This window comes from Rhodococcus sp. PAE-6 (genome assembly GCF_025290685.1).
Lineage (GTDB): Bacteria > Actinomycetota > Actinomycetes > Mycobacteriales > Mycobacteriaceae > Rhodococcus > Rhodococcus pyridinivorans.
Window position 1 is genome coordinate 1 of record NZ_JAOCLZ010000034.1, and the last position, 14,753, is coordinate 14,753.

2 protein-coding genes are annotated in these 14,753 nt (G+C 69.2%); both read left to right on the plus strand.

Translation table 11 applies throughout. The features are described 5' to 3' along the window. Positions 1-11 precede the first annotated feature (11 nt). Positions 12-13,739 carry a non-ribosomal peptide synthetase gene (locus NVV99_RS25400; protein ID WP_260783210.1) on the plus strand — a complete coding sequence of 4,576 codons (13,728 nt, stop codon included), beginning with the start codon at positions 12-14 and terminating at the stop codon, positions 13,737-13,739. 247 nt (positions 13,740-13,986) lie between these two features. Next, positions 13,987-14,753: AMP-binding protein (locus NVV99_RS25405; RefSeq protein ID WP_260783211.1), on the plus strand; the 767-nt coding region annotated here is incomplete at its 3' end.

Here is a 14,753-nt window from a genome sequence, read left to right on the forward strand (position 1 = left end):
TCGAGCGGCTCGTGGAGATCATCGACCCCGAACGGTCGACGGCACGCCACCCGCTGTTCCAGGTGGTCCTGTCGTTCGAGAACCTGCCCGAGACCGCCCTGGAACTGCCCGAGCTCACCGTCTCCGGCGTCCCGTTCGAGGTCGACACCGCGAAGTTCGACCTGGGCCTGACCCTGCGCGAACACATCGACGGATCCGGCGCGCCCGCCGGCCTGTCCGCCGAGTTCTCGTATGCCAGTGCGCTCTTCGACGAGAGCACGATCCAGCGTTTCGCCGAACGGTTCACGCGACTGGTCGGCGGCATCCTCACGGACGACCGCGCACCGGTCGGCGACCTGCCGCTGCTCGCCGATGACGAGTTCGCCCAGCTCACGGCGATGCGCGGACACGACGTCATCACCGAACCGAGCACCCTCGCCGAGTTCCTCACGCGCGGCGTCGCGATGGATCCCGACGCCGTCGCGGTGCGGTACGAAGGACGGTCGATCACCTACCGCGAACTCGATGAGACCTCGTCGAAGCTCGCGCGGGTGCTGATCGATCGCGGCATCGGCCCGGAGAACTTCGTGGCCGTGTCGTTCCCGCGCTCGTACGACATGACGGTCACCGTCATGGCCGTGGCCAAGTCCGGTGCGGCGCACGTCCCCGTCGACCCGACCTATCCGGCCGACCGCGTGCGCTACATGCTCGACGACTCCGGGGCCACCCTGGGTATCACGTCGTCCGAGTTCGTCGGCGGACTGCCCGACGACGCGGAATGGCTGCTGCTCGACGACCCGGCGTTCGCCGCGGACGTCGAATCCCGCTCCGCCGCACCGATCACCGACGCCGACCGGGTGCGCCCGATCCGGGTCCACCAACCGGCCTACCTGATCTACACCTCGGGGTCGACCGGCAAGCCCAAGGGCGTCGTCGTCACCCACACGGGCCTGGCGGGCCTGAAGGACATGGTCACCGATCTGTACGGGGTGACCTCCGAATCGCGGTTCCTGCAGATCTGCTCGCCGAGCTTCGACCCGTCGGTGCTCGAGTGGATGGCGGCCTTCGCATTCGGCGCGACGCTCGTGATCGTGCCCGCCGGAATCATCGGCGGTCCGGATCTCGCCGAGCTGCTGAAGACCGAACGCGTGACCCACACGATCATCACGCCGGCGGTGCTCGGCACGATGGACTCCACGGGCATCGACAGCTTCGAGGTGCTCTCCGTCGGTGGCGACGTGACGACGCCGGAACTGCTGGCCGAGTGGTCGCAGCGCACCACCTACGTCAACGCGTACGGCCCGACCGAGGCGACCATCGTGTCGACCTTCGGCGAGATGGAACCCGGACGTCCGATCACCATCGGCGAACCCATCGTGGGCATGACCGCTCTCGTGCTCGACTCGCGTCTGCGGCCCGTCGCCGCCGGCATGGCGGGCGAGCTCTACGTGGCCGGCCGGGCACTCGCCCGCGGCTACCACCGCCGGAACGCGCTGACCGCCGAGCGGTTCGTCCCCAACCCCTACGGCGAACGCGGCGACCGCATGTACCGCACCGGCGACGTCGTCCGGTGGCGGCCCGTCGAGGACCGGCTCGAGATCGAGTTCGTCGGCCGCAGCGACTTCCAGGTCAAGGTGCGTGGTTTCCGCATCGAACTCGGTGAGATCGACGCGGTCCTCAGTGCACACGAGTCGGTGAACTGGGCGACGACGGTGGGGCGGTCCACCCCGTCCGGTGCGACCGTCCTCGTGTCCTACGTGCTGCCCGTCCGCGGCCGCACGATCGACACCGCGGAGTTGACGGAATTCGTGGCGCGGTCGTTGCCGCCGCACATGGTGCCGTCGGCGATCGTGGTGCTCGACGAGGTGCCGCTGACGCCGGTGGGCAAGCTCGATCGTGATGCTCTGCCGGAGCCGGTGATCGAGGAGCGCGAGTACCGGGCTGCCGAGAGTGAGGTCGAGCAGATCATCGCGGAGGTCTTCGCGGAGGTTCTGCATCTGGACAAGGTGAGTGTCGACGAGTCGTTCTTCGCGCTCGGTGGCGACAGCATCGTGTCGATCCAGCTGGTCTCGCGGGCGAAGGCCCGGGGTGTGGTGTTCACGCCGCGCGACGTCTTCGAGCGTCGTTCGGTGGCGGGCCTCGCCGAGGTCGCCACCCGCGCCGACGAGACGCAGGCGGTGCGACTCGAGGAACTCCCCGGCGGCGGTGTCGGCGACGTGCCGCTCACCCCGATCATGCGCGAGGTCCTCGGCTGGCCCGGCGGCTTCGACCGCTTCTCGCAGACCGTCGCCGTGACCCTCCCGGCCGACATCGACCGGGACGTGCTGACCCGCACCATCGGCGCGGTCGTCGACCACCACGACGCGCTGCGCGCGATCCTCGAACGCGATGCCGACGGAGAGGTGACCCTGCGGGTCCGCTCCGCGAGCACCGTGGACCCGGATGCCCTGCTGACGCGAGTCGAGGTCGCGGCCGACGTCGACGACGCCGAGCTCACCGAGATCGCCTCCCGCGAACTCGATTCCGCGCTCGGAGCACTCGACCCGTTCGCCGGCTCGGTGCTGCGATTCGTGTGGTTCGACTTCGGCTCGGCCGAACGTCGCGGCGTGCTCCTCGTCGTCGCCCACCACCTGGTGATGGACGGCGTGTCGTGGCGCATCCTGCTGCCGGACCTCGGTCTGGCCTGGGGACAGATCGTCTCAGGTGAGCAACCGCGGCTCGAGGCCGTCGGAACGTCGCTGCGCCGCTGGGCCCACGGCCTCGTGGATGCCGCGGCACAGCGCCGGTCGGAACTGCCGCTGTGGGAACGGATCCTCGAGGGACCGGACCCGCTGCTCGGCGAGCGTCCCTTCGACCCCGCCGTCGACGTCACCTCCACCGTCGAACGCATCGAGATGAATCTCGACGCCGCGCAGACCGATGCACTGCTCACCACGGTGCCGGCCCTGTTCCGCGGCGGTGTCGCCGACGGTCTGGTGGCCGCGCTCGGACTGGCACTCGTGAGCTGGCGCCGCGACCGCGGCATCGAATCCTCCTCCGCCCTCGTGAAGTTCGAGGGCCACGGCCGCGAGGAATCCGTGGTGCCGGGCGCCGACCTGTCCCGGACGGTCGGCTGGTTCACCAGCGCCTACCCGGTGCGGGTCGACCTGACCGGAATCGACGTCGACGACGCCTTCGCCGGTGGTGCCGCGATGGGTTCGGCGGTCAAGGCCGTCAAGGAACAGCTGCTGGCCATTCCGGACAAGGGCATGGGCTTCGGTCTCCTGCGCTACCTCGATCCGGAATCGTCGGCACGACTCGCCGCCATCGCACGCTCACCGCAGATCAGCTTCAACTACCTCGGTCGCGTGTCCTCCGCGGACGTGCCGGAGGAACTCGCCGAGATCGGCTGGGCTCCGACCGACGCGCTGGGACGCGTCGACGCCGCCCTCGACGCCGACATGCCCGCGAGCGCGGCGATCGACATCAACGCGATCGTCAACGACGGCGCGGACGGCCCGCAGCTCGGCGCGAACATCGCCTTCCCCACGGGTCTGCTCGACCGCGAGGACGTCGACGAGTTCGTGCAGCACTGGCGGGCCGCCCTCGCGGCACTCGTCACGCACGCCGCCGACCCCGCCGCCGGTGGGCTCACGCCCTCCGACGTGCCGCTCGTGTCGGTCACCCAGGCCGATCTCGACCGTTGGCACGTGCGCTACCCGTCGCTGGCGGACGTGTGGCCGCTGTCGCCGCTGCAGTCCGGTCTGCTCTTCCACGCGTTGATGACCGGCGAGGACGACGTCGACGTCTACACGATGCAGGCGGTCCTCGATCTTGAGGGAGAGGTGGATCCCGAGCGGCTCCACCGCGCCGCGCAGGCACTGCTCGACCGGCACGCCAACCTGCGGACGGTCTTCGTGACCGACGCCGACGGCGACTCGGTGCAGCTCGTCCTCGACGACGTACAGGTGCCGTGGCGCACCGTCGACATGTCCGCCGAGGTCGCCGCGGACGGTGTCACCGCCACGGTGCCGTTCTGGAAGGACGAGGAGGCACGCCGCTTCGTCATGGACACCGGACCGCTCATGCGGTTCGTCCTCGTGCACCTCGGCGACGGCCGCTGCCAGCTCGGCGTGACCACCCACCACGTCCTGGTCGACGGCTGGTCGATGCCGCTGCTCATGCAGGACCTCATGGCCCTGTACGCGACCAGGGGAGAGGTGTCCCTGCTGCCGCGGGTGCGCTCGTACCGCTCCTTCCTCGAATGGGTCACCGCCCGCGACCGCGAGTCCTCCCGCGAGGCGTGGGCGCAGACCTTCGCCGGCTTCGAGGAGCCGACGCTGCTCGCCCCGCAGACCCCACGCCATCCCGGACTGCAGGGCGACGACCGGGTGAAGGTCGAACTCGACGCCGAGCGACTGACCGCCGTCAGCGGCGCCGCCGCGCGCCTCGGTGTCACGGTGAACACGCTCGTGCAGGCCGCCTGGGGCGTGCTGCTCGGCCGCCTCACCGGTGCCGAGGACGTCGTCTTCGGCGCTACGGTCTCGGGTCGCCCCGCCGACCTGCCCGGTGTGGAGTCGATGGTCGGCCTGTTCATCAACACGCTGCCCGTGCGGGTCGCCTTCGATCCGGACGAGCCCGTCTCGGCGTTCCTCGAACGCCTGCAGGGCGAGCAGGCCGCACTGCTCGGTCACCACCATCTCGGACTCACCGAGATCCAGTCCGCGACGGGTCCGACCGTCGGCTTCGACACCCTCACAGTGTTCGAGTCGTACCCGCTCGACGAGGCAGCACTCGCGGAGCAGTCGGCGTCGATCGACGGCATGGCCGTGACCGGCGTGGGCACCCACGATGCGACGCACTACCCGCTGAGCCTGTTCGTGCACCTGCGCGCCGGTCTCGACGTCGAACTGCGTTACCAGCGGGCACTGTTCGATCGCGAACAGGCCGAGACGCTGGTGCAGCGTTTCGTGCGTGCCCTCGAATCGATGGCTGCCCGGCCGGAACTGCCGGTCGGTGAGATCGCACTCCTCGGTGAGGACGAACTCGACCGGATCCTGCGCGTGTGGAACGACTCGGATCACCGGTTGGACGAGAACGCACTGCTCACTTCGCGTTTCGACGGCCAGGTCGAACGCACACCGGACGCGGTCGCGCTCGTCTACGAGGGAGAGCAGCTCACCTACGCCGAGTTCGACGCCCAGGTCAATCGCCTCGCCCGGCACCTCATCGACCGGGGTGTCGGACCGGAATCGCTGGTCGGTCTCGCGGTCAGGCGCTCGACCGAACTGCTCGTCGGTATGTACGCCATCGTGCGCGCGGGTGGTGCCTGGGTTCCGATCGACCCGGATCATCCGGCCGATCGCACCCGCCACATCCTCGACACTGCCGACCCGGTGTGCATCGTGACCACCGCTCGCGACGAGTTCGAGGTGCCCTCGGGAATCGACGTTCAGGCGATCGAGATCGATCGCCTCGACCTCGCGGACGTCTCCGCCGCGCCGATCCGCGACGACGAGCGTCGCGGAATCCTGCGGCCCGACAACACCGCCTACGCGATCTTCACCTCCGGCTCCACCGGCCGGCCGAAGGGCGTCGCGGTGACGCATCGGGCGATCGTCAACCAGACCGAGTGGATGCTGCACGAATTCGAGATGACCTCGGAGGACGTGTACTTCCAGAAGACCGCGACGACCTTCGACGTGTCGTTGTGGGGCTTCTTCATGCCGCTGAGTGTCGGTGCGAAGCTCGTGATCGCCACCCCCGACGGGCACCGTGATCCCGCCTACCTGTCGGAGGTCATCGCCCGCGAGAAGGTCACCATCACGGACTTCGTTCCGTCGATGCTCACCGTCTTCGCGGCACACGCCGACGCGGACGAGTGCCGCACACTGCGCGACATCTTCGTCATCGGTGAGGCCCTACCGCCGGAGACGATCGACGGGGTGCGCCGGATCAGCTCCGCGGACATCGACAACCTGTACGGGCCGACCGAGGCCGCGGTCTCCGCGACCTACTGGCAGGCGCCGGCGACCGGAGCGGTCGACGTGGTGCCGATCGGTGTGCCCGAGTGGAACGTGCGTGCCTACGTGCTCGACGGGCGTCTGCGGCCGGTTCCGGTGGGTGTCCCGGGTGAGCTGTATCTCGCGGGCGTCCAGCTCGCACGCGGCTACGTCCGTCGCCCCGATCTCACCTCCGACCGGTTCGTCGCGAACCCGTTCGGCGAGGCCGGCGACCGCATGTACCGCACCGGAGACCTGGTCACCTGGAACTCCTCCGGAGAACTCGAATACATCGGACGCACCGACTTCCAGGTCAAGTTCCGTGGCCAGCGCATCGAACTCGGTGAGATCGAAACGGCGCTGCTGGCACACGAATCCGTGAACCAGGCCGCCGTTCTCGTTGCGCAGACCCCGACCGGCGATCAGCTCGCCGGGTATGTGGTCCCGGTGCCGGGACGAGATGTCGACACCGGCGAACTCGTCGAATTCGTCTCGGGGGCGCTGCCGTCGTACATGGTGCCCGCTGCCGTGGTCGTCCTCGACGAGTTCCCTCTCAACACCTCGGGCAAGCTCGACCGCAGGGCACTGCCCACTCCCACCTTCGAGGTACGTGAGTTCCGGGCGCCGAGAACTCCGATCGAGGAGATCGTGGCGTCGACGTTCGCCGACGTCCTCGGCGTCGAGCGGGTGGGTCTCGACGACGACTTCTTCGCACTCGGCGGCAATTCGCTGATCGCGACGCAGCTCGTCTCGCGGCTGGGTTCCGCGCTCGATACCCAGATTCCGGTGCGAGCGCTCTTCGAGGATTCCGGTGTCGAGGCACTGGCCGCGCACGTGGAGCAGCACGCCGGTTCCGGTGGGGCCGTCCCGTTGGTGAAGGTGGAGCGTCCCGGCCGGGTGCCGTTGTCGCTGGCGCAGCAGCGCATGTGGTTCCTGAACCGTTTCGATCCTGAATCGGCCGCCTACAACCTGCCGATGGCGCTGCGGTTGTCGGGCACCCTCGACATCCCGGCATTGCAGGCCGCGATTCGCGACGTCCTCGAACGGCACGAGGTGCTGCGCACCGCGTACCCGGAGACGGAGGACGGTGCCGTTCAGATCGTGCTCCCCACCGCCACTGTGGTGCCCGATCTCGATCCGGTCGTTACTACCTGGGATCGCGTCCCGGACCTCGTGCGCGAACTCGCGTACACGTCGTTCGACGTCACCTCCGAGGCTCCCGTCCGCGTCAGGTTGCTGAGCGTGGGAGACGACGAACTGATCCTCGCGTTCGTGGTGCACCACATCTCGGCGGACGGATCGTCGATGGGGCCGCTCACCCGCGACCTCGTCACCGCCTATGCCGCCCGATCCACGGGACGAGCGCCGGACTGGGCTCCGCTCCCCGTGCAGTACGCCGACTACGCGATCTGGCAGCGCAGGTACCTCGGCGACGAGAACGACCCGGAATCGCTCGCCGCCAAGCAGATCGAGTTCTGGAAGCACACCCTCAGCGGCCTGCCGGACCAGCTCGACCTGCCGAGCGACCGGCCGCGGCCGGCCGTGCAGTCCTACGCGGGCGGCAAGGTCGACTTCAGGATCGACGCAGAGCTGCACCGCGAGCTGGTCGCACTCGCGCGAGGCAGAGGCGCGACGTTGTTCATGGCTGTGCACGCAGCGTTCGCCGTCCTCCTCGCCAGGTTGTCGGGAACGGACGACATCGCCATCGGCACGCCGATCGCCGGGCGCGGTCGTCGCGAACTCGACGACCTCGTCGGCATGTTCGTCAACACGCTGGTGTTCCGCTCGACCGTGGACGGAGACCTGCCCTTCACCGCCCTCGTCGATCAGGCGCGGGAGCGCGACCTGCAGGCGTTCGCGAACGCCGACGTCCCGTTCGAACGGCTCGTCGATGTTCTCGAACCCGAGCGCTCCACGGCGCGGCATCCGCTGTTCCAGGTCGGCCTGTCGTTCCAGAACCTCGCGGCGACCAGCCTGGAACTGCCGGGTCTGACCGTCGCGGGAGTCGATGCAGACCTGCAGACCTCGCAGTTCGATCTGCATCTCGTCGCCACCGACCGGTACGACGAGAGCGGCGCCCCGGCCGGCATCGACAACGTGCTGACCTACGCCACCGATCTGTTCGACGAGGCCACCGTGCAGGGCATCGCACGACGCTTCGTCGGTCTGCTCGAGGCGATCGTCGCCGAGCCTTCACTGCCGGTCGGTGATCTCGAGATCCTGGACGACGCCGAACGGCTCCGGATCGTCGAGGAGTGGAACGACACCCTGCATCCGACGGATACGGCACTCACCCTCGTCGATCTGTTCGACGAACAGGTTCGCCGGGACCCGGCGGCGCCGGCGCTCGTGTCCGAATCCTCGTCGTTGTCCTACGGAGAATTCGACGGACGCGTCAATCGCCTTGCGCGGCACCTCGTTTCGCTGGGCGTCGGCCCCGAGACCACGGTTGCGCTGGCAATGCGCCGATCGGTCGAGTTGCTCATCGGTATGTACGCGGTGGCGAAGGCCGGTGGTGCCTACGTCCCGCTGGACCCGGACCAGCCGGCAGAACGCACCGGGTACATCCTGTCGGTGGCGAAACCGGTCGCGGTACTCGCCACCTCCCGCGACGACGTCGGCTCGGCGTTCGCCCCGTCCTCGACGATCGTCGAGATCGATACCGTCGATCTCGACGGACATGCCGACGCCCCGGTCACGGATGCGGATCGGCTCGCCCCGCTGCGTCCGGAGCACACCGCCTACGTCATCTTCACGTCCGGCTCGACGGGCCGTCCGAAGGGCGTTGCGGTCCCGCACCGGGCGATCGTGAACCAGATGCTCTGGAAGCGGACGGAATACGACCTCGGGCCGGACGACGCGCTGTTGCTGAAGACCGCTGCGACGTTCGACCTGTCGGTGTGGGAATTCTGGTCCGCGCTCGTCTCCGGCGGCCGCGTGGTGATCGCGTCTGCCGACGGTCACCGCGACCCCGAGTACCTGCATCGCCTGATGGTGTCCGAGTCGGTCACCACACTGCATGTGGTGCCGTCGATGCTGGACGCGCTCATGGCCTCGGTCGGAGGTCCTCTGACGGGATCGCTGCGCCGGGTGCTCGCCATCGGTGAAGCGCTGCCGGCCACGACCGCCGCGCGGTTCGCGACGGAGAATCCGGCGCGCCTCGACAACCTGTACGGCCCGACCGAGGCGGCGGTGTCGGTGACCAACCACACCGTCGACGGGGACGACGTCGTGAGCGTGCCCATCGGGTCCCCGCAATGGAACACGCGCGTGTACGTCCTCGACGACCGGTTGCGTGTGGTGCCGGTCGGTGTGCCGGGTGAGCTGTACCTCGCGGGTGAGCAGCTCGCACGGGGCTACCACGAGCGTCCCGATCTGAGCGCCGAGCGGTTCGTCGCCTCCCCGTGGGGCCGGGGCGAACGCCTGTACCGGACCGGTGACCTCGTGAAGTGGTCGGCGGACGGTGAATTGGAGTACCTGGGTCGCACCGACTTCCAGGTGAAGGTGCGCGGGTTCCGCATCGAACTCGGCGAGATCGAAGCGGCCGTGCGACGCCTGAGCGCGGTGCGCGACGCGGCGGTCCTCGTCCGCGAGGATGCGCTCGTCGGTCCGCGCGTGGTCGCGTACGTCGTCGGGCACAAGGATGCCGACGTCGACACCGACGCGATGATCGTCGAACTCGGCCGGACACTTCCGTCGTACATGGTGCCGTCCGCGTTCGTGGTGCTCGACGCGTTGCCGCTCAACGCCAACGGCAAGCTCGATCGCAGGGCTCTGCCCGAACCGGTCTTCGAGGCGACGGAGTTCCGGGCCCCCACCGGTGAGATCGAGCAGATCGTCGCCGACGTGTTCGCGGATGTCCTCGGAGCCGACAAGATCGGTGCCGACGACGACTTCTTCGCGCTCGGTGGTGACAGCATCGTCTCGATCCAGTTGGTGTCGCGGGCGAAGGCCCGGGGCGTCGCGTTCACTCCGCGTGACGTGTTCGAACGCCGCACGGTGGCCGGACTCGCCGAGGTGGCGACGAGGGTCGAGAGCGGTGTGCTGCGGCCTACCGAACTTCCGGGCGGTGGTGTCGGCGAACTCCCGCCGACACCGGTCGTACGGGACGTTCTCGAGCGGTCCGAACCTGCCGAACGTCTCGTGCAGGCCGTCGCCGTGACATTGCCGCGCGACGTCGAACGCGCGGGGCTCGAGCGAGCCGTCGGTGCTGTGATCGACCATCACGACGCGCTACGCATGGTCCTCGACCTCGGTATGGCCGGAGAACCCGTCCTGCGGGTCCGGGCAGCGGGCACCGTCGACCCGGCCGCGATCCTGGAGCGGGTGGAGGTCGCCGGTGAGCTCGCCGAGCCGGAGCAGGCGCGCGTCGTGAAGGACGCCGTCGATGCCGCCCTCGACCGGGTGGACGTGTCGAAGGGCTGCGCGGTCCGGTTCGTCTGGCTCGACTTCGGTACGGCCCGACCGGGTGTGCTCGCGATCCTGGCCCATCGTTTCGCGGTCGACGAGGAATCGTGGCGCATCCTGCTCACCGACCTCGCGCGGGCCTGGAAGCAGATTTCCGCCGGGGAGGCGCCGAGCCTCGAGCCGGTCGGCACGTCGTTGCGGCGGTGGACGCACGGACTCGTCGAGGCCGCTTCCGCGCGGCGCGACGAGCTGCCGATGTGGGAGCGGATGCTCGACGACGCGCTCGCCGAGCCGGCCGTTCTCCCGGCGGAGTCCGTCGTGGGCCCGGCGAGCGCGCGTGACCACGTCCGCATCTCCCTGTCCGCGAATCACACCGACGCGGTACTGAATTCGGTGCCGGCGCTGTTCCGCGGTGAGGTCGAGGACGGTTTGGTCGCCACCCTCGGTCTGGCGCTGGTGCGGTGGCGGCGGGACCGCGGTGTGCAGTCGTCGTCGGCGCTGGTGAGGATCGAGGATCACGGTCGTGAGGAGTCCGTGCTCCCGGGCGCGGATCTGTCACGCACCGTCGGTTGCTTCACCAGTGCCTATCCGGTGCGGCTGGATCTTGCCGGGATCGACGTCGACGAGGCGTTCGCCGGCGGTACTGCGATGGCACGTGCCGTCAAGGCCGTGAAGGAGCAGTTGCTGGCGCTGCCGGACAGCGGCGTGGGCTTCGGTCTGTTGCGTCATCTGGATCCGGAGTCGTCGGTGCGCCTGGGCTCGACGGGGCGAGCGCCGCAGGTCGGCTTCGGCTACCTGGGCCGGACGCCGTCGGATGTTCTCGAAGGTGAAACCGGCTGGACGCCGACCGACGAACTCGGTGACCTCCTTCCGGTAACGGGCTCGCTCACCGGGGCCGATCTCGACCTCCGCGCGTCCGTGTCCGGAGGCGACGATGCAAGGCTGGAGGTGCGCATCGAATTCGCGGCGGACCTGATCGAGCGTGCGGACGCCGACGAATTCGGCCGGCACTGGACCGAGGCTCTCGAGGCGCTCGCGCAGCATGCGGGGTCGTCGGATGCCGGGGGTCTCACCCCGTCCGATCTGCCGCTCGTCGATCTCACCCAGAACGAGATCGAGTCGTGGGAGCAGCGCTATCCGTCGTTGACGGACGTGTGGTCCCTGTCGCCGCTGCAGTCGGGGCTGTTGTTCCACGCGTCGCTGACGATCGACGAGCGGATGGATGTCTACACCATGCAGGCCGTGCTCGACCTCAAAGGCGAGGTCGACCCCGAGCGGTTGCAGGTGGCGGGGCAGGCACTGCTCGACCGGTATCCGAACCTGCGCGCCGCCTTCGTCACCGACGAGGACGGAGATTCGCTCCAGCTCGTCGTCGGCCGGATCGAGCTTCCGTGGCGGACGCTGGATCTGAGCGACGTCGCGGAAGAGCGCAGGGAACGCGAACTCGCCTCGGCGTTCGCCGACGAGCAGTCCCGGCGGTTCGACATGGCCACGGCACCGTTGATGCGGTTCCTGCTGGTGAAGTCGGCGCCGAGCCGGTACCACCTCGCGGTCACCGCGCACCACATCCTGCTGGACGGCTGGTCGATGCCACTGCTCATGCAGGACCTCATGGCCCTGTACGTGCTCCGGGGAGACTTCGCTGCGCTGCCGCCGGTGCGTTCCTACCGGGACTTCCTCGGATGGCTCGCCGAGCAGGACCAGGAACGGTCGCTCGACGTCTGGGCCGGGGCCCTCGAAGGAGTGGGAGATCCGACCGTCGTCGCGCCGACGGTCCGGGATCCGGAGAACGACACGATCTCCAAGGTCTCGGTCCTCGTCGACGCCGATCTCACCGCTCGCCTGAGTGCGCTCGCGGCGCAACTCGGGATCACGGTGAACACCCTCGTCCAGGCGGCGTGGGGCGTTCTCCTCGGGCGGACCGTCGGCAACGACGACGTGGTGTTCGGTGCGACCGTGTCGGGACGTCCGGCCGACCTGGCCGAAGTCGAGTCGATGGTCGGTCTGTTCATCAACACGCTGCCCGTTCGCGTGAAGGTCGATCCGGACGAGCAGGTTTCGGCGCTGCTGCGACGACTGCAGAGCGAGCAGGCAGAACTGCTCGATCACCACTACGTCGGGCTGTCCGACATCGAACGGCGGCTCGGGACCTCGGTCGCATTCGACTCGTTGGTGGTCTTCGAGTCGTACCCCGTCGACCGGGAATCCCTGGCCGAGGCGGCCGGATCGATCGACGGGATGACGATCACCGGAGTGGCAGTGAAGGACGCCACTCACTACCCGATCACCCTCATGACGGTCGCCGACACGCAGATCGACCTGACCTTCAAGTACCTGGAGCGGTTCTTCGCCGAGCCGGAGGTCAGGAACATCTCGGAGCGGCTGGTGCGCGTGCTCGACGCGTTCGCCGCCGATCCGGAGTCGGCGGTCGGCGACATCGACCTCGTCGATGCAGAGGAACTCGCCCGTATCGTCGCCGAGTCCGGACCGTCCACCGCGGCGGTGGACACCGGCGCGCGGACGCTGGCCACTGTCTTCGCCGAGGTGGTCGAGGAGGATCCGGCGGCGCCGGCGCTCTCGCTCCCGGCCGATCCGGAGATCGGCGGTGAGGGGACGGAGATCGCCTACCGGGAACTCGACGCACGGTCGTCCCGCCTGGCTCGGCTGCTCATCGGCCGCGGCCTCGGCACCGGCGATGTGGTCGCGGTCGCGATCCCACGCTCGGTGGAAGCCGTGGTCGCCCAGTGGGCGGTGGTCAAGACCGGTGCCGCGATCGCACCGGTCGATCCCACCCGCGTCGACGGGCAGCTGCCCGCCGGAGCCGCTCTGGGACTGACGGTCGCCGGTACCGCGGCGAACGGTACGGACGGCTGGCTGGTCGTCGACGAGCCCGGTGTGCGGGACGAGCTGGCTGCGCAGACGGCGGATCCGGTGACCTACGCCGACCGGTTGCGTCCGGTCGGCTCGGCGGACCCGGCGCTCGTGCTGCCCTCGCGTACGTTCACGAACGTCGAACTGGTCGAGAGGATCGGCACGCTGCGGGATCGGTACGAACTGACCTACGAGTCGCGCAGCCTCGCGGTGGGCGGTGTCGAGATCGAGGCGGTGGCGCTCGAACCGCTGGTCGTCACGGCGACCGGTGCCGTCGTGGTGGTCGTGCCCGAGGGCGCGTCGTCGGGTACGGCACTGGACAGCGTGCTCTACAACGAGTGGGTCACCCACGTGCACCTGCCCGAGGCGTCGCTGAGCACGCTCGAACCCGGGTCGCTCGAGGACCTCGCGGCCGTCGTCGTGGTGGACGACGCCCCCGACGGGTTGCTCGAGGAGTGGGGCGCGGCACACCGCCTGTACCGGCTCGCTGACCTGGACTGACGACGTGGTGGGGCCGCTTCGGGTGGCCCCACCACCTCGGCGGACGAGTCCCCGCGGGATGCGCCGGTAACGTCGGGAGTGGTCGGAGAGATGAACCCCATGGGGTTACTACCGAGTAAGTTCGCCCGTCTCCGGCGGGTGACTATGCTTGCTCGGTTCGCAGACGCGGCCGTTGGGATCGAAAGCGAAGGGTATGGGCTTTTTCATGCGTTCACGACACGATGGCAGCTCGAACGGGGCCTCTCCGGTGAACGCATCCTCTTCGTCCGATTTCCCTTCGGAGACGCAGCCTCGCGAGACGCAGGACGGTGCCCGCAGCCGGGCACCGCGCCCCGAACGTGCACCCCGTCCCGAACGCGCGCCCCGGCCCGAGCGCGCACCCCGCCCCGAACGTGGCTCACGCCCCGAGCGCGCTGCGCGCCCGGCGCGCGGCGAGCGCGCCCGTGGTCGTCGGGGTGTGTTGTTGCCGCAGTTGTTGGTGTCGGCGGTGGAGTCGGCCGGTGATGCGGTGGCGGTGGTGGAGGGTTCTCGGTCGTTGTCGTATCGGGAGCTCGATGCGGTGTCGTCGCGGTGGGCGCGGTGGTTGATCGGTCGTGGGGTGGGGCCGGGGGATGCGGTGGTGGTGGCGGTGCCGCGGTCGCTCGAGTCGGTGGTGGTGTTGTGGGCGGTGGCGAAGTCGGGGGCGACTTTCGTGCCGGTGGATCCGGGTTATCCGGCCGAGCGGGTGCAGTTCATGGTGGCCGATTCGGGTGCGGTGTTGGCGTTGACGGTGTCGTCGGTGGCGCAGGTGGTGGCCGAGGCGGCGGGGTCGGTGCCGGTGGTGGCGGTCGACGAGGTGTCGGTGGCTGCGCGGGTGGGGCAGTTGTCGTCGCGGCCGGTTTCGTATGCGGATCGGGTGCGTTCGCTCGAGCTGTCGGATGCGGCGTGGATGATCTATACCTCGGGGTCGACGGGGCGGCCGAAGGGTGTGGTGGTCTCGCATGCCGGTATCGGTGGGGTGATGTCGGCCGAGCG